Source organism: uncultured Formosa sp., assembly GCF_947500765.1.
Taxonomy (GTDB): domain Bacteria; phylum Bacteroidota; class Bacteroidia; order Flavobacteriales; family Flavobacteriaceae; genus Formosa.
Map to the genome: position 1 here is coordinate 456767 of NZ_CANMTH010000002.1, position 16025 is coordinate 472791.

At 31.1% G+C, this 16025-nt stretch carries 18 protein-coding genes; 8 read left to right on the forward strand and 10 right to left on the reverse strand.

Annotated elements, in window-relative coordinates; translation table 11 throughout:
- Positions 1 to 2: 2 nt before the first annotated feature.
- Genes Q1B05_RS05060 through nqrF form a run of 3 tightly spaced genes read left to right on the forward strand, consistent with a single transcriptional unit; the run spans position 3 to position 2728 of the window.
- Positions 3 to 650, forward strand: coding sequence for an NADH:ubiquinone reductase (Na(+)-transporting) subunit D (locus Q1B05_RS05060; RefSeq protein ID WP_299778251.1), 648 nt, complete (start codon positions 3 to 5; stop codon positions 648 to 650).
- A gap of 44 nt (positions 651 to 694) precedes the next feature.
- Positions 695 to 1411 carry an NADH:ubiquinone reductase (Na(+)-transporting) subunit E gene (gene nqrE / locus Q1B05_RS05065; protein WP_299778253.1) on the forward strand — a complete coding sequence of 239 codons (717 nt, stop codon included), beginning with the start codon at positions 695 to 697 and terminating at the stop codon, positions 1409 to 1411.
- A gap of 6 nt (positions 1412 to 1417) precedes the next feature.
- Positions 1418 to 2728: an NADH:ubiquinone reductase (Na(+)-transporting) subunit F gene (nqrF, locus tag Q1B05_RS05070; RefSeq protein ID WP_299778255.1), complete on the forward strand. Its 1311-nt coding sequence runs from the start codon at positions 1418 to 1420 to the stop codon at positions 2726 to 2728.
- Between the two features lie 48 nt (positions 2729 to 2776).
- Here the strand turns inward: nqrF and Q1B05_RS05075 are convergent, their stop codons facing one another.
- The 3 genes from Q1B05_RS05075 to Q1B05_RS05085 form a co-directional block, all read right to left on the reverse strand.
- Complete coding sequence (locus Q1B05_RS05075) at positions 2777 to 3226, reverse strand: Na(+)-translocating NADH-quinone reductase subunit F (RefSeq protein WP_299778257.1); 450 nt, start codon at positions 3224 to 3226, stop codon at positions 2777 to 2779.
- 93 nt (positions 3227 to 3319) lie between these two features.
- The gene (locus Q1B05_RS05080) at positions 3320 to 3712 is read right to left on the reverse strand and encodes a response regulator (protein ID WP_299778259.1); all 393 of its coding nucleotides are present in this window, start codon (positions 3710 to 3712) and stop codon (positions 3320 to 3322) included.
- The gene (locus tag Q1B05_RS05085) at positions 3705 to 5177 is read right to left on the reverse strand and encodes a PAS domain S-box protein (RefSeq protein ID WP_299778261.1); all 1473 of its coding nucleotides are present in this window, start codon (positions 5175 to 5177) and stop codon (positions 3705 to 3707) included. The genes Q1B05_RS05080 and Q1B05_RS05085 overlap by 8 nt, the downstream gene beginning before the upstream one ends.
- Before the next feature lie 167 nt (positions 5178 to 5344).
- Here Q1B05_RS05085 and Q1B05_RS05090 point away from each other — a divergent pair, with 167 nt between their 5' ends.
- Positions 5345 to 5722 carry a Na(+)-translocating NADH-quinone reductase subunit F gene (locus Q1B05_RS05090; RefSeq protein WP_299778263.1) on the forward strand — a complete coding sequence of 126 codons (378 nt, stop codon included), beginning with the start codon at positions 5345 to 5347 and terminating at the stop codon, positions 5720 to 5722.
- Positions 5723 to 6706: an FAD:protein FMN transferase gene (locus tag Q1B05_RS05095; RefSeq protein ID WP_299778265.1), complete on the forward strand. Its 984-nt coding sequence runs from the start codon at positions 5723 to 5725 to the stop codon at positions 6704 to 6706.
- A gap of 206 nt (positions 6707 to 6912) precedes the next feature.
- Here Q1B05_RS05095 and Q1B05_RS05100 read toward each other — a convergent pair whose 3' ends face one another.
- The 3 genes from Q1B05_RS05100 to map are packed head-to-tail and all read right to left on the reverse strand — an operon-like array spanning position 6913 to position 8901.
- The gene (locus Q1B05_RS05100) at positions 6913 to 7293 is read right to left on the reverse strand and encodes a DUF423 domain-containing protein (RefSeq protein WP_299778267.1); all 381 of its coding nucleotides are present in this window, start codon (positions 7291 to 7293) and stop codon (positions 6913 to 6915) included.
- A gap of 25 nt (positions 7294 to 7318) precedes the next feature.
- Positions 7319 to 8083, reverse strand: a complete 765-nt coding sequence (locus Q1B05_RS05105) for a class I SAM-dependent methyltransferase (RefSeq protein WP_299778269.1) — start codon at positions 8081 to 8083, stop codon at positions 7319 to 7321.
- Positions 8083 to 8901 carry a type I methionyl aminopeptidase gene (gene map, locus Q1B05_RS05110; protein WP_299778271.1) on the reverse strand — a complete coding sequence of 273 codons (819 nt, stop codon included), beginning with the start codon at positions 8899 to 8901 and terminating at the stop codon, positions 8083 to 8085. Before map ends, Q1B05_RS05105 begins: the two co-directional genes overlap by 1 nt.
- Before the next feature lie 124 nt (positions 8902 to 9025).
- Between map and Q1B05_RS05115 the strand changes: the two genes are divergently transcribed.
- The gene (locus Q1B05_RS05115; protein WP_299778273.1) at positions 9026 to 10297 is read left to right on the forward strand and encodes an acetyl-CoA hydrolase/transferase C-terminal domain-containing protein; all 1272 of its coding nucleotides are present in this window, start codon (positions 9026 to 9028) and stop codon (positions 10295 to 10297) included.
- Here the strand turns inward: Q1B05_RS05115 and Q1B05_RS05120 are convergent, their stop codons facing one another.
- On the reverse strand, positions 10298 to 10714 hold the full coding sequence (locus tag Q1B05_RS05120) for a BT0820 family HAD-type phosphatase (protein WP_299778275.1): 417 nt from the start codon (positions 10712 to 10714) through the stop codon (positions 10298 to 10300). It lies immediately after the preceding gene.
- A gap of 27 nt (positions 10715 to 10741) precedes the next feature.
- Positions 10742 to 12262, reverse strand: coding sequence for a 2,3-bisphosphoglycerate-independent phosphoglycerate mutase (gene gpmI / locus Q1B05_RS05125; protein WP_299778277.1), 1521 nt, complete (start codon positions 12260 to 12262; stop codon positions 10742 to 10744).
- A gap of 500 nt (positions 12263 to 12762) precedes the next feature.
- Here gpmI and Q1B05_RS05130 point away from each other — a divergent pair, with 500 nt between their 5' ends.
- Positions 12763 to 13155: an ankyrin repeat domain-containing protein gene (locus tag Q1B05_RS05130; RefSeq protein WP_299778279.1), complete on the forward strand. Its 393-nt coding sequence runs from the start codon at positions 12763 to 12765 to the stop codon at positions 13153 to 13155.
- Positions 13156 to 13571: 416 nt separating this feature from the next.
- The gene (locus Q1B05_RS05135; RefSeq protein ID WP_299778281.1) at positions 13572 to 13970 is read left to right on the forward strand and encodes an ankyrin repeat domain-containing protein; all 399 of its coding nucleotides are present in this window, start codon (positions 13572 to 13574) and stop codon (positions 13968 to 13970) included.
- Positions 13971 to 14107: 137 nt separating this feature from the next.
- Here the strand turns inward: Q1B05_RS05135 and Q1B05_RS05140 are convergent, their stop codons facing one another.
- Positions 14108 to 14887: a C4-type zinc ribbon domain-containing protein gene (locus Q1B05_RS05140; protein WP_299778283.1), complete on the reverse strand. Its 780-nt coding sequence runs from the start codon at positions 14885 to 14887 to the stop codon at positions 14108 to 14110.
- A gap of 3 nt (positions 14888 to 14890) precedes the next feature.
- Complete coding sequence (locus Q1B05_RS05145; RefSeq protein ID WP_299778285.1) at positions 14891 to 15985, reverse strand: Nif3-like dinuclear metal center hexameric protein; 1095 nt, start codon at positions 15983 to 15985, stop codon at positions 14891 to 14893.
- Between the last annotated feature and the right edge of the window lie 40 nt (positions 15986 to 16025).

Consider the following 16025-nt stretch of genomic DNA (forward strand, 5'->3'; position numbering starts at 1 on the left):
TTATGGCACTTTTATCAAAAAAAGACACAAAATTAATCACTGATCCATTATTGGATAATAACCCAATTACCATTCAGGTATTAGGTATATGTTCTGCTTTGGCTATTACAGCGCAATTAAAAGCTTCAATAGTAATGGCTCTGTCGGTAATGGCTGTGCTAGCAATAGGAAATGTTGTAATCTCTTTAATGAGAAACATTATTCCTTCAAAAATTAGAATTATTGTGCAGTTAGTAGTTGTAGCTGCTTTAGTAATTATAGTCGATCAAGTATTAAAAGCATTCTCTTACGAGTTAAGTAAAACACTTTCTGTATTCGTAGGGTTAATTATTACCAATTGTATAATTATGGGACGTTTTGAAGCTTTCGCTTTAGCAAACGGACCATGGAAATCGTTTTTAGATGGTATTGGTAATGCTGCTGGTTACGGTTTAATTCTTGTAATTGTTGGTTTTTTTAGAGAGTTATTAGGTTCTGGTACATTATTAGGATTTAAAGTTTTAGGAGATCCAATCGAAAAAACAGGATTATACGCTTTAGGTTATGAAAACAACGGGTTTATGTTGTTGTCTCCAATGGCTTTAATTGTTGTAGGGATTATAATTTGGGTTCAACGTAGTAGAAACGAAGCATTAATAGAAGATCATTAATCAGTATAACGTTTATTTTAAACGTAACTGAAATCTAAAAGAATATGGAATATATAGAATTATTTTTTAAGTCAATATTTATAGATAACATGGTATTCGCTACATTCTTAGGAATGTGTTCTTACCTTGCTGTTTCTAAAAAAGTATCTACAGCAGTTGGACTTGGTGCAGCAGTTGTATTTGTAATGTTAATTACAGTCCCTTTAAACTGGTTGTTAGACCAGTATATACTTCAGCCTGGAGCATTAAAATGGTTAGGTGCAGAGTATGCAGATTACGATTTAAGTTTTTTATCATTTATCTTATTTATTGCAACTATTGCAACAATGGTACAATTGGTAGAAATAATTGTAGAGAAGTTTTCACCTTCATTATATAATTCACTTGGTATTTTCTTACCACTTATTGCTGTAAACTGTGCCATCTTAGGAGGGTCTTTGTTTATGCAATCTCGTGAGATTCCTACTTTAGGTCTAGCAACTGTTTACGGTGTTGGATCTGGAATTGGATGGTTTTTAGCGATTTTAGCTATTGCAGCTATTCGTGAAAAAATTAGATATTCTAATGTACCACCTGCATTACGCGGATTAGGAATTACATTTATTATCACAGGTTTAATGGCTATCGGATTTATGAGTTTCGGTGGAATGTTAACTGGAGGTGATGAAGAAGGAGCTAAAGAAGAAAAAACTGTAAAAGTTGAAACTCCTGAGGCAGATAACGTAAAAGAGTTAGCGAATAATACAAAAGAAATCAACTAAGATATCATGACGATTTTAGCAGCAACAACAACAGGAACAATAATCGCGACGGTAGTAGCTTTTTTAGTTATTACTTTAGTTTTAGTGAGTTTATTATTGTTTGTGAAACAAAAATTATCACCATCAGGTCCTGTAAAGATTAAAATTAATGGTGAAAAAGAAATAGAAGTAGGTTCTGGAGCAAGTTTATTATCTACTCTTGGAAACTCAAAAATATTCTTGCCATCTGCTTGTGGTGGTGGTGGTACATGTATTCAGTGTGAGTGCCATGTATTATCTGGTGGAGGTGAAGCTCTTCCAACAGAAACACCTCACTTTACAAGAAAAGAGTTAAAAGATGGTGCACGTTTAGCTTGTCAAGTAAAAGTTAAACAAGACATGGAAATTACAATTCCTGAAGAAGTTTTTGGTATTAAAAAATGGGAAGCAACTGTAGTTCGTAACTTTAATGTGGCATCATTTATTAAGGAATTTGTAGTTGAGATTCCTGAATTAATGAACTATAAAGCTGGTGGATATATTCAAATTGAAATTCCAGAATGTGAAGTGAAATTTTCAGATATTGATATTACAGCGCATCCAGAAGAACACGAAACTCCAGATAAATTTCAAGCGGAATGGGACAAATTTAAACTTTGGCCTTTAACAATGAAAAATACTGAAACTGTAGAACGTGCGTACTCAATGGCTTCTTATCCTGCAGAAGGAAGAGAAATTATGTTGAATGTGCGTATTGCAACTCCTCCTTTTGACCGTGCTAAAAATGGTTGGATGGATGTTAATCCAGGGATTGCTTCGTCTTATATTTTCTCAAGAAAGAAAGGTGACAAAGTTACTATTTCTGGACCTTACGGTGAATTCTTTATTAATGAATCTGAAGCTGAAATGTTATATGTAGGTGGTGGAGCAGGTATGGCGCCAATGCGTTCTCACTTATATCACTTATTTAAAACCTTAAAAACAGGTAGAAAAGTAACATATTGGTATGGTGGTCGTTCTAAACGTGAATTGTTTTACCTAGAGCACTTCTACGAATTAGAAAGAGAATTTCCTAACTTCAAATTCTATTTAGCATTATCTGAACCAATGCCAGAAGATAATTGGAAAGTTAAAGAAGATATAGATTCTCCTGGAGACGGTTTCGTAGGTTTTGTACACAATGTTGTTATAGACAATTATTTAAGTAAACACGATACTCCTGAAGATATTGAATTATACTTCTGTGGACCACCATTAATGAATAAAGCTGTTCAGAAAATGGGAGAAGATTTTGGTCTTGCAGACGAGAACATAAGATTTGATGACTTTGGAGGTTAATCTAAAGTATATTATATAAAAAAGCCAACTCAATTGAGTTGGCTTTTTTTATGCTTTTAAATATTCTGTTTTTGTTATCTCATATTTAAACAATTTAGAACAATCCATAATATCTGGACTATCATCTAGTTTACATAAATAACTAACAACAGCACTAAGACCTTTAAATAATATATATTTATCGCTAGAATTTATTGGTTTTTTGTTTGTATGATGAAGCGGAATCGTATAACCACAAGCTTTTAGAAATGTGGCTTCAATTTGCAACAGTTCTAATGGCGTATAACCATTAAAACGTCTCCCTAAAGTTTGATGCACTTGTCCTAAATAATTTAATTGAGTAGAACCGTGATTATCCGTTAGGTGTTTCCATGCATCTTTATGGTCTAATATATTACCAACAGCACATTGTTTTGAACATTCAGGATGTAATGTGTCTGCATGAAATGCGTGGTATAATTTGTTAATAGCCAAGTTAAATCGTGTTGTTGTTTCCATTATCGTTAATTAATAATATTAAATTACAAAAAATGAATGGAAATAAAAAAGCCAACTGATTAGAGTTGGCTTTTTTATGATATATTATTATGATTAGATTTCTTTTAGAATATTTTTTAAAGCATTTACAGAAATTGGTTTTATTAAATAATTAGATACATTTTCATAACGTTTTGCACGTCGTATATCTACTGGATCAATAGATGAACTTACAATATAAATCGTGATTTTTTTATGAAATTCTATTTTACTAAATTCTTCTAGAAATTCCCAACCATCCATTATTGGCATATTTATATCCAATAGTATAATTTCCGGTATATCTAGACCTTCTAAAATTTTAGTCTTTAATTTTGTGATTGCTTCATGGCCATTTTTAAAAATCATGAATGAATTACAAAAATTAGAAATTTCCATCATTCTTTTTGCTCCAAAAATAAAAATGGGATCATCATCAATGATACAAGCTATGTTTACTTTATTCATGCTTTTTTAAGTATGTATAGAAGGTTGTGTATTCATTTACGGTGCTTTCAACTTTAATTTTGCCACCAATAGCTTCGACTTGATTTTTTGTTATAAATAGGCCTAATCCACGAGATTCTTCATGTTTGTGAAATGTTTTATACATTCCAAATAATTTCTTACTATGTTTCTTTAAATCTATACCTTGTCCGTAATCTTTAATAATTAAAATAACAAAATTATCTTCAGTTTCTGTTTTTATTTCAATTTTAGCAGGTTCATTTTGTTTTTTATATCTAATCGCATTAGTTAAAAAGTTTAATAAAATACTATCTAAATACGCAGGGATTGCTTTAACAGATAATGTTTTATCTATATCTACAATAAGGGTTGTTTTAGATTCTATAATTAATGCACTAATGCTAGACAATGCTTTATTAAAATGGTCTAATAAGTTTAACGATTCAGTCTTTAAATCTTTTTTTAAATTTATTGTAGCGACTTCATTTAAATTCTCTAAAGTTTCACCCAAATGAGTTACCGCTTCTTTTATTAAAGGGAAGATTTCATTTTTTGTAGATTCTGGTCTGTCTATTTTTAATATATCTAGCAACATATCTAGATTGCTGTAATGAGATCTAAGGTTATGAGAAACTATTTGTGCAAAATTTAATAATCGTTTGTTTTGGTATTCTGTTGTTTCCAGAAGTTGAACAACCTCAGAGTTACTTTTCTTTATTTGTGTACGATCATTAATTTGAGCTACAATATGTAATGGTTTACCATCGTCATCTCTAATGATAGATGTATATATAATTGCAGAAATTGTTTGACCATTTTTTCCAATATATCTTTTTTCAGCTTCAAAATCTTCAAGATTTCCATTTATCATGTCTATCATAGATTTGTATCCAATCTTTATATCTTCGGGATGCGTAAGCTCTTTTAAACTATATTTTTTAAATTCTTCTTTTGTGTATCCAAAAGTATTACATAGACTTTGGTTAATATCTATCCAGTTACCTTTTAAATCTATAATTGCCATGCCAACCAAGGCACTTTCAAATGTTTTTCTAAGGTGTTGTTCTTTTAAGGCTAAAGTTTTAGTGATTTTTGTTTTTTCATCTATATCTTGAAATAAACCTTGCACTTTTATACATTTATTGTTTTCTATTATAGGCATGCCTATAGATCTTACCCATTTATCATGACCTGTAGCTGTAACAATTTGAAGTTCAGTATCAAAATTTGCGTGTTTATTAATGCAATCAGTAAATAATTGAGTTATTGTGTCTCTATCTTGCCCTGCTTTATAAAAAGATAATCCAGAATCAACGTCTGGTTTATAGTCAGGAGATACATCGTGTATTTTTTTTGTCTCAGAACTCCATTGGAGTGTTGCTAATTTTATATCATATTCCCATGTGCCTATAGCAGCATGTTCTTGAATAAAATTGAATAGGGAGGATTCATTTTTATTAATCATTTTGCTAATATATATGGTTTATATTTTAAAGAATAGTATTTTTTAATTTTAACGTTAAAATGTAAAAAACTCTTTATTCTTAACTTATATTCGGAAATATGTAATCTAGCCTTTATCTTTGCCTAGGTAAATTTTATTTTAACTAAACAATTTAGACTTATCCTAATATGAGTAAAGCACTTACTACACAAGAATTGCATAATTTGGCTATGAATCATGTTGGAAAAGATTTAGAAAAACGAGGCTTCGAATTTATAGCAGTTAATAGTAAATTAAAACGCCATCCACAATTTGTTTGTATTGATAAAACAGGACAATATTTTTTTGTTTTAGTGAGGGCCGTATTACTGCCAGACCATCCTGATAATTACGATGTGGTCTGGATGGAAACGTTTAAAGATCATGCCAAAAATAAAGATGCAAAAGTACTTTATGCAGGAGTTGGATTAAGTAACCCTAACGGAGAAGAACTTCCTATTTATCTTAATGAAGAATATTTAATCCAGTATAACGGTATTCAAGTTATAGAAACCCATTTAAATTAAATGAGACAAGCCCTTTTTTTTATATTATTTTTTGTTGTTCTTTTTTCGTGTAACAATTCTAATGAGCATGTTAAATTAGCGGGTCCTGTTTTTGGAACGTCTTATTCTGTTCAGTATTTTTCTGAAGACGGCATTAATTATCAAAATCAATTTGATAGTTTATTTGATGTTATAAATCATTCTATGTCTACTTATATTCCAGATTCAGATATCTCTCTTCTGAATAAAAATAAATCAAATGATATAGATAATCACTTCGCGTATGTTTTTGATGCTTCAAAATTGCTTTATAAGGCAACAGAAGGCGCTTTCGATCCTACAATTGGTGTTTTAGTGAATGCTTGGAGTTTTGGACCGGAAAAAAGAATTATAGGTTTAGATAGTCTTAAAATAGATTCATTAATGATTAGTGTAGGTTTAGATAAAGTGACTCGAAGTCATAATAAAATCATTAAAGAAAATCCGAATACATATATCGACTTTAATGCCATTGCTAAAGGTTATAGTGTAGATGTTATTGGACGATTTTTAGAATCAAAAAATATTACAGATTACCTTGTAGAAATAGGAGGAGAGATTAGAACCAGAGGTACAAATAAAGAAAAACAGAGTCCTTGGAAAGTGGGCGTAGAAATGCCCCATTTTGATGGTACACAATCTTTGCTTCGCGCAGTTGAATTAAAGGATAAAGCCATGGCAACATCTGGGACTTATAGAAAGTTTAAGGTAGATGCTAATGGTAATCGATACGCTCATATTATCGACACCAAAACAGGATATCCTAGTAAAACTAATTTGTTAAGTATTTCTGTAATTGCCGAAGATTGTATGACTGCAGATGCTTATGCAACGGCATTTCAGGCTATGGGAATTGATAAAGTAAAGGCTTTTGCCGATAAACACTCTGAATTAAAAGTGTTTGTTATATTCGAGAATGAAGAAAAAGAGCTTGATAGCTTATCTTTAAATAATTTTCCACAATAGAAATATCTACTTTCTAGCAGTTAGAAACATATTTTTAAAATCTGGCAGGCTTAAGATAATATCTAAAAGCTACTACTTAATAAAAAGCTGAACCAATTTGTATTGGTTCAGCTTTTAATTATTATATGAAATACCATAAGTTCCATTCTTTAAGTGGTTTTATATTGAAAAAGGAATGGTTTAAATATTAATGTTCTGAAGTGTTTCTAGAACATAGACATTAACGCTTTAACCAATAATAGCAACCATCCAGATGCTAAAAGCACACCTCCAATAGGTGTAATAGGTCCTAAAAAACTCATTTTTTTTCCTTTAGCATCAGATAAAATCAAACCATAAATACTAAAAGAAAACAGTATAATTCCTAGTGTAAAGCACCAGTATATTGCAGTCGACGAATAGCTATTGTTTAATCCTAAAATTAATAATACAATAGCATGATACATTTGGTATTTTACTCCAACTTCAAAACTTTGTAATTGATCTGTAGATAAAATTTTCTTTAAAGCATGTGCTCCAAAAGCACCAAAAATTATAGATAACATACCAAACAAGGCACCTGTTGCAATTATAATAGATTGTGTCATATTTTGTTTAGTAAAGCTAAAAATGTTATTTATAAACTACAGGAATAATTTCACCAGAGGCCAAGCAGTATTGTTGTATTGCATCTGCAGAAAGGTTTGCTGTATAATCTACTTCATCTACATTAAAACCAATGCTACGCAGTTTATTGAAGTAATCTCTACCATAAACACGAACATGGTCGTATTGTCCAAATATTTTAGCACGCTCTTTTTTATCGGTGATCGAATCGTCTTCAAAGGTAACTTCTCGAGATGCATCTTGAGGGATTTGAAAAATACCCATACCACCTGGTTTAAGAACCCGATAAAGTTCTTGCATAGCTTTGGTGTCATCTGGAATGTGTTCTAATACATGATTACACAAAATAACATCGAAACTATTATCTTTAAAAGGTAGATTACAAATATCAGCTTTTACATCTGCCAAAGGCGACAGTAAATCTGTTGTGGTATAATCTAAATTTTTAAGTGCTCTAAACCGTTTGTAAAAAGCTTGTTCAGGAGCAAAATGAAGTACCTTTTTAGGTGCAGTAAAAAAATCTGTTTCATTTTTAAGATATAGCCATAATAATCTATGGCGTTCTAAGGATAGGGTAGAAGGTGATAAAACATTATTCCGTTGCGTACCGTAACCGTAAGGTAAAAACGATTTAAAACTTTTCCCATCAATAGGATCTGTAAAATTACTGCCTTTTAAAACTGCAGCCATTATAGGACGAACCACATAACTTAAACGGATAAGTAATGGCCTAGGTATGGTATTTAAAACAAATTTAAAGGCTTTTTTCATTAAAGTACAAACGGCGTTTGTCTAAACTCGTCTTCTTCAGTAGTTGTGATGCCTAAAGCTTCGTGTACATAAGCAAATGTTGAAAGTAATTCTGCTTTACCATCTACAATAGCAACATCATGTTCAAAGTGTGCACTTGGTTTTTTATCTAAAGTAGTAATTGTCCAACCGTCTCTATGTTGTTTAATGCGTTGCGTTCCTAAATTTATCATAGGTTCAATAGCAACAACCATACCTTCAATAAATTTTTTCCCACGTCCGCGTCTTCCGTAGTTAGGCATTTCTGGGTCTTCATGCATTTTACGGCCTAAACCATGTCCTACAAGTTCTCTGACAACACCATAACCTTGAGCTTCACAGTAATTTTGAATAGCATAACCAACGTCGCCTACACGATTACCTACTTTTAATTCGCGTAATCCAACGTAAATAGACGCTCTTGTTACGTCTAATAATTTTTGAGTTTCTGGAGCAATTTCTCCTACAGCAAATGTATATGCATGGTCTCCGTAAAAATCATTTTTAAGTGCACCACAATCAATAGAGATTATATCGCCTTCTTGTAATGGAGTATTGTTTGGTATTCCGTGAACAACTTGTTCATTTGGACTCATGCAGAGTGAATTAGGGAAATCATACATCCCTAAAAAACCAGGATAAGCACCATGGTCTCTTATAAAGGTTTCTGCAAGTTTATCAAGTTCTAAAGTTGTTACACCAGGTTTTACTGCTTTAGCTAGTTCCCCTAATGTTTTAGATACGATTAGTGCACTCTCGCGCATTAATTCTATTTCTTCTCGTGTTTTTATTATAATCATGTCAATAAAATATGTGCAAATATACTTAAAAATACCTAGTTAAATTGTTTATACTAATATGACTTTAGACAGTTTTTAAACCTTAAAAAAAGTCGTAATTTGCATTTTTAAAAAAAAGAGGAGTATGTATAATTGTGTGAGTGCAGCAGATGCTGTTAAAGTTATTAAATCTAACGACAGAGTCTATTTGCACGCCGCCGCCGCCGTGCCTCAGTTATTAATAAATGCCTTGACGGCTAGGCATGAAGAATTACGTAATGTTGAAATTTGCCATTTACATACCGAAGGAGAAGCGCCTTATGCAAACCCAGAATTACGCAATAGTTTTCATGTAAATTCTTTTTTTATAGCTAAGAATATAAGGCATACAATTAAAGCAGGAAATGGATCTTATACTCCTGTGTTTTTAAGTGAATTGCCACTGTTATTTAAGCGTAATATTGTTGATTTACAAGTAGCACTTATTCATGTTTCTGTTCCAGATATTCATGGATACTGTTCTCTAGGGGTTTCTGTTGAAGCGACATTGGCTGCAATTGATAATGCAGATTATGTGATTGCACAGGTTAATAAACAAATGCCAAGAACGTTTGGAGATGGTATTATTCATATTTCTGAAATTAATTCGTTTGTAGAATGTGATGAACCCTTGCCTACACATGATATTCCTGAGCCTACTAAAATTGAAAATAAAATAGGTGCATACGTTGCCAATTTAATAGAAGATAGAAGTACACTGCAAATGGGAATTGGTACCATACCAAATGCGGTATTATCATTATTAGGAAATCATAAAGATTTAGGATTACATACAGAAATGTTTTCTGATGGTGTTATAGATTTAATCTTGAAAGATGTAATTAATGGTAATTATAAAAGTATAAATCCAGGACGAGCATTAGCTACATTTTTAATGGGGTCGCAACGTTTGTATGATTATGTAAACGATAATCCATATATAGAACTAAGAAGTTCTGATTACGTTAATGATGTGTCTGTTATTAAACAAAACCCGCGTATGGTGGCTATTAACTCTGCTATTGAAGTAGATGTTACAGGCCAAGTTTGTGCAGATTCTATTGGTGCAGATATGTACTCTGGAGTTGGAGGACAAATGGACTTTATACGAGGGGCTTCTTTAAGCGAAGGAGGTAAAGCCATTATAGCCTTACCATCTGTCACTAAAAATGGTATTAGTAGAATTGTTGCGTCTTTAAATTCTGGTGCAGGTGTTGTTACTACACGAGCGCATATTCATTATGTAGTTACAGAATATGGCGTAGCAAATTTATATGGTAAAAACATACAACAACGCGCAAAAGCATTGGTTGAGATTGCACATCCAGACCATAGAGAGTCTATAGATAGAGACTATTTTAAATTAGTAAGAGGCTAATTATTTTTTAAAAAGAGAGGAGAAAAATCCTCTCTTTTTTTCAATACTATTTGGATCAAAATTAGGGTCTGATAATAAGTGATATATCTCTCCCCAACCTAAAAATCCACCAATATTTCTATCATCGATAAAAATATCGGCGTTGATTTTTCTACTTTTAGTAACCTCAAACTCCTCTCCAGGAAAACTACTATTTATTGCATAAAATTCAATACCATTTTCTTTGCAAAATGCAACAGCCTCTTCTAGAGGTTTCCCGCATCTGTAAGTCCATAATATAAGTCGGTGTCCATCTTTCTGAAGACGCTTTAGGGTTTCGAAAGCAAATGTTTTAGCTTTTCCTATTTTTGGATATGCATCTTCTACAACAGTACCATCAAAATCTATGGCAATAATTAATTTATCTTGAAAAATCATTCAGTAAGGTTATGTTTTTTGTAAGTATTAATCTATAAGTGAATGCCTTGTCATCGCTTCTGGTTGAGGCACTCCAATTAATTTTAAAATTGTTGGTGCCATATCTCCAAGGACACCATCGTTAATTTGTTTTAATTCATTATCAATAAGAATTAAAGGCACTGGGTTTGTTGTATGTGCTGTGTTTGGAGAACCGTCAGGATTAATCATAGTTTCACAGTTACCGTGATCTGCAATTAATAAAGTTGTATAACCGTTTTCTAACGCTGTTGTAACCACTTCTTTAACACATTCGTCTACAGCTTCACAGGCTTTAATAGCAGCATTCATAACACCTGTATGTCCAACCATATCTCCGTTAGCAAAGTTTAAACACACAAAATCAACGTCTCCTTTCTTTAATTCAGGAACCAATGCGTCTTTTAATTCGAAGGCACTCATTTCTGGTTTTAAATCGTAAGTCGCTACTTTTGGAGAATTTTTCAAAATACGAGATTCACCTTCAAAAGGTTCTTCTTGTCCGCCTGAAAAGAAAAATGTAACGTGAGGATACTTTTCTGTTTCAGCAATACGGATTTGTTTTTTATTATTTCTTGCAAGTATTTCTCCTAAAGTATCTTTTAAATTATCTTTATTGAAGACAACTTTTATGTTTTTAAAGTTTTCGTCGTAGTTAGTTAGTGTAACATAGTACAAATCTAACTTATGCATATTTTGTTCGTGATAATCGTTTTGTGTTAATACTTCTGTAAGTTCACGACCTCTATCTGTTCTAAAATTAAAGAAGATAACAACATCTCCAGCTTTAATTTTTCCAACAGGATTTCCGTTCTCATCACAATTAATTATAGGTTTGATAAACTCGTCTGTAACGTCGTTATTGTAATTCTTAGAAATAGAATCTCCTACATTAGTTGTATGTTCTCCTTCTCCGTTTACCATACCGTCATATGCGATCTTAACACGCTCCCAACGTTTATCTCTATCCATTGCATAATAACGGCCTGTTATAGACGCTATTTTAGCAGGAGTATTTTGTATGTGATTTTCTAATTGATTTACAAAACCTAATCCAGACTTAGGATCTACATCACGACCGTCTGTAAAACCATGCACAAATACATCTTGTACATTTGCTTCGTTTGCTGCATCTAATAATCCGAATAAATGTTTAATATGTGAGTGTACACCACCAGTACTTAATAAACCTAAAAAGTGTACTGGCTTATTATTGTCTTTAGCATATTTAAAAGCATCTGCTAAGACTTGTTCTTTTCCAAGAGTTTTGTCTTTAACCGCTAAATTAATTTTAACTAAATCTTGGTATACAATTCGTCCAGCACCTAAATTCATGTGTCCAACTTCACTATTTCCCATTTGTCCTTCTGGCAAACCTACGTTTTCACCATCTGTCCTTAATTGAGCACTAGGATATTTAGTATATAAAGAATCAATGAAAGGTGTGTTGGCATTGTCTATAGCCGATACTTTTGGGTCTGGAGACATACCCCAACCGTCTAGTATCATTAAGATGACTTTTTTATTCATAATACATTTTATTTAGTACGTAAAGATAAAAGTTTAAAATGTCTTTAGGGAATTATTTAGGTTACAAAATCATGCTTTTTAATGCTTTTTTTAAGATTTTTTCACTACATCGTTTTAGTAGAAATGTCTTTAATATAATATTAACAATTTTGTTTTTAAATGGTTAGTCTAGTGTTATCAAAAAAAAATAGTTGTAACAATTTAGAATTCGTACAGTCTTTATAATACAATCAAACAAAGTAATTTATTTCACTTAAAATCTTTCATCATGAGAAACATTAACACACATTATTCTGAATTACCATTGTATTTAATTTCAGAAACGAAACAATTACCGTTTTATACATATCATAGTAGGCGTAATAGTTGTTTTGACTTTTAGAGAAATGTGAGTATCTATTAAAACGTAATCAATTTTATTAATACTCATATTTAAAACGGTGTCTTTTTTTATTATATAACAAACAAAAAATATCTAATTCAATTAAAATATTATAATCATGAAAAATCTATTATTTATTATCGCTATCGTATTTGGAGCATCAATAACCCAAGTTCAAGGAGCTAATTCGAATATACATTTAAAACCGTTGCAGCTTAGTGAGAATGTTTATGAAGTTAATTTATTATGTAAGTCTATTGCAAAAGGTGACACGGAAATTGTTAAAAAATTAATAGAGAGTGGTGAAGATGTTAATAAAAAATCTAACGGATTGACTCCGGCCATGTATGCGGCTAAATATAACAGAGTAGATATACTTAAATATTTAATTGCTAAGGGGGCTAATTTAAAAACAAAATGTAGTCTTGGATATACTGCTTTAGATTATGCTAAAGCAACAAATGCAAAAGATGCACAACACATTATTGAAGTTTTTTTAGTCAAAAAATAAAAACGAAATTATTTCGTGCTTTTTAACAAGAGGTTATTACTATTATAGCCTCTTTTTTTATAGAATTATTTCTGTTTATTGACACCCTAATAGGTTGATTAGATGCTTTTTTACTCTTTGTTAACTTAGAATTAGTGTTTTAATGACACAATGTTAAAATTAGTGTTAAAATAGCTAAAAACACCTAAAATAATAATGGGGTTTTAGAGGTGTTTTAGTGATTTTATGTTAACAAAAGACTTAAAAATAAACAGTTTTACTAGTGAAAATTGAAATTTGATTAAAGGTTGATAAAACCACTTTTTTAAATGTTAATATTTTGTTAAAAAGAATATTAAGATGTGATATTCTCATTAAATTTGAAATATATTATTAAATATATAAAAATATTCAATTTTATTAAAAATGTCGTAATTATGAGAACTTTACTATTTATCATCACAATCGCATTAGGAACTGTAACTACAAACGTACAAGCTTCTAATTTTATTTCAAATACAAACTCAAATCTTTTAACTGTAGAAGTGTACAAACCAATGGTTAATTTATTATGTACATCAATAGCAAAAGGAGATACAGAAATTGTTAAAAAGTTAATTGCAAACGGAGAAAGCGTTAATGCAAAATCTAACGGATTAACTCCTGCAATGTATGCCGCTAAATATAACAGAGTTGAGATTCTTGAGCTTTTAATTGCTGAAGGTGCTAACTTAAGAGTTAAATGCAATAAAGGGTATACAGCTTTAGAATATGCAAAAGCTACAAATGCAAAAGAAGCTCAAAGAATTATTGAAGCTGCAATTGCTAAAAAGTAAAAGAATAAATAACATAAATTGCTAAGTAAAGAGGATGTCTATGTAGATGTCCTCTTTTTTTATGCGTTTAATTTATGTCATAAAAAAACCGTCTAAATAGTTTAGACGGTTTTTTGTTTATTTATAAAGAAAAGGGTTTAGAATTTAGCAAAAAGCTTTTCCATTTTTTCTTTTTGTTCTGTAGCTAAGGCTTCATCAACTAAGATTCTACCACTATGCTCATCTGTAATAATTTTTTTACGAGAAGCAATCTCCATTTGAATTTGTGGTGGAATAGTAAAAAAAGATCCTCCAGAAGCACCTCTTTCAATGGCAACAACTGCTAATCCGTTTTTAACATTTGTACGAATTCTTGTGTAAGCTTTTACTAAACGCTCTTCAATTAAAGTCTTGTACTCATCAGATTTTTTAATCAATGCTAATTCTTCTTTCTCTGTTTCAGATAAGATAGCATCTAATTCACCTTTTTTGTGTTTTAAATGCGCTTGGCGTTCTTTAGAACGTTCTTTAGTTTGACCAATAATTTCTTTCTTTTGTTCAATTTGAACTTTGAATTCATTGATATGCTTTTCAGCTAATTGAATTTCTAACTCTTGGAATTCTACTTCCTTAGTAAGTGAGTTATATTCTCTGTTATTACTAACATTTTTTAGTTGCGCACTATATTTTTTAATTAAAGATTTAGCCTCTTCAATTAAATTCTTTTTAGATTTAATTTCTTCATCTAAAGTTTCTAGACTAGCGTCTAATTTCTCAAGTCTCGTGTGTAGTCCAGCAACTTCATCTTCTAAATCACGTACCTCTAAAGGTAGTTCTCCTCGAACGTTTCTAATTTCATCGATTCGAGAATCGATAAGTTGTAGATCGTATAAAGCTCTTAAACGTTCTTCTACAGTTACTTCTTTACTTTTTGCCATACTTTAAAAATACTTAACAGGGTTTGTATCGGTCTTTGATAAAACGATTGCAAAATTAGTGATTTTTTTTGTAAGATGTGCTACTAAACCATTTTTTGTAAACTGTTCACTTTCAAAATGACCAATATCTGCTAAAATTAATGTGTTTTCTGCCGAAAAAAAGTCGTGATACTTTAAGTCGGCTGTTATAAATGCATCAACTCCAGCGCGTTTAGCATTTTCAATAGCAAAACTTCCTGATCCACCTAAAACTGCAATTTTTTTTATGGATTTACCTAATAATGTACTATGGCGAACACAAGCAGTATTCATTTTAGTTTTTAAATACGTTAGAAATTCTGTTTCGCTCATTTCAGATTCAAACTCACCAATCATTCCAATTCCAATATGTTGGTTTGTGTTTTCTAGTGTTGTTATTTCGTAAGCAACTTCTTCATAAGAATGTGTTACGAATAATGTTTTTAAAATTTTTGATTCTAAATGTTTAGCAAAAGTTACAGAAATTTGAGTTTCTTCTTCAAAATGAGTTTCTCCTTTTTTACCAATTGTAGGATTAGAATTAACGTTTCCGTTAAACGTTCCTGTACCTTCAAGATTAAAACTACAATCTGAATAATTTCCGATTTGTCCAGCACCTGCATTAAATAAAGCCTTACGCAATGTTTCTGCTTCTGCTTTGGGTACATAAGTTGTGAGTTTTTTTATGGTGCTTTTCTGCGGAATTAAAATGGATGTATTAATTAAGTCAAGTTGATTACAAATCATTGCATTAACACCTTCAAGATGATTATCTAATGCGGTATGAATGGCATAAATTGCAATATTGTGTTGTATGGCTTTTAAAACAACACGTTCTACATAGGTTTTTCCTGTAATTTTCTTTAAGCCTTTAAAAATAATAGGATGAAAACTTACAATTAAATTACAGTTGTTTTCTATAGCTTCATCTACAACAGCTTCTAAAGTGTCTAGTGTAACTAGAATACCAGTTAACTTTTCGTTTTTATTACCAACAAGAAGCCCAACATTGTCGAAATCTTCGGCATAATTTAGAGGTGCAAAATTTTCAAGATGATTTATAACGTCTTGAATAATCATAATATTTATGGTATTAGGTTTAAAACAAAGATAAAATATT

Bases quoted from the DNA above. Each gene is read 5' to 3' on its own strand.
- Q1B05_RS05060 (WP_299778251.1), top strand. From the start codon at position 3: ATGGCACTTTTATCAAAAAAAGACACAAAATTAATCACTGATCCATTA.
- nqrE (WP_299778253.1), top strand. From the start codon at position 695: ATGGAATATATAGAATTATTTTTTAAGTCAATATTTATAGATAACATG.
- nqrF (WP_299778255.1), top strand. From the start codon at position 1,418: ATGACGATTTTAGCAGCAACAACAACAGGAACAATAATCGCGACGGTA.
- Q1B05_RS05075 (WP_299778257.1), bottom strand. From the start codon at position 3,226: ATGGAAACAACAACACGATTTAACTTGGCTATTAACAAATTATACCAC.
- Q1B05_RS05080 (WP_299778259.1), bottom strand. From the start codon at position 3,712: ATGAATAAAGTAAACATAGCTTGTATCATTGATGATGATCCCATTTTT.
- Q1B05_RS05085 (WP_299778261.1), bottom strand. From the start codon at position 5,177: ATGATTAATAAAAATGAATCCTCCCTATTCAATTTTATTCAAGAACAT.
- Q1B05_RS05090 (WP_299778263.1), top strand. From the start codon at position 5,345: ATGAGTAAAGCACTTACTACACAAGAATTGCATAATTTGGCTATGAAT.
- Q1B05_RS05095 (WP_299778265.1), top strand. From the start codon at position 5,723: ATGAGACAAGCCCTTTTTTTTATATTATTTTTTGTTGTTCTTTTTTCG.
- Q1B05_RS05100 (WP_299778267.1), bottom strand. From the start codon at position 7,293: ATGACACAATCTATTATAATTGCAACAGGTGCCTTGTTTGGTATGTTA.
- Q1B05_RS05105 (WP_299778269.1), bottom strand. From the start codon at position 8,083: ATGAAAAAAGCCTTTAAATTTGTTTTAAATACCATACCTAGGCCATTA.
- map (WP_299778271.1), bottom strand. From the start codon at position 8,901: ATGATTATAATAAAAACACGAGAAGAAATAGAATTAATGCGCGAGAGT.
- Q1B05_RS05115 (WP_299778273.1), top strand. From the start codon at position 9,026: ATGTATAATTGTGTGAGTGCAGCAGATGCTGTTAAAGTTATTAAATCT.
- Q1B05_RS05120 (WP_299778275.1), bottom strand. From the start codon at position 10,714: ATGATTTTTCAAGATAAATTAATTATTGCCATAGATTTTGATGGTACT.
- gpmI (WP_299778277.1), bottom strand. From the start codon at position 12,262: ATGAATAAAAAAGTCATCTTAATGATACTAGACGGTTGGGGTATGTCT.
- Q1B05_RS05130 (WP_299778279.1), top strand. From the start codon at position 12,763: ATGAAAAATCTATTATTTATTATCGCTATCGTATTTGGAGCATCAATA.
- Q1B05_RS05135 (WP_299778281.1), top strand. From the start codon at position 13,572: ATGAGAACTTTACTATTTATCATCACAATCGCATTAGGAACTGTAACT.
- Q1B05_RS05140 (WP_299778283.1), bottom strand. From the start codon at position 14,887: ATGGCAAAAAGTAAAGAAGTAACTGTAGAAGAACGTTTAAGAGCTTTA.
- Q1B05_RS05145 (WP_299778285.1), bottom strand. From the start codon at position 15,985: ATGATTATTCAAGACGTTATAAATCATCTTGAAAATTTTGCACCTCTA.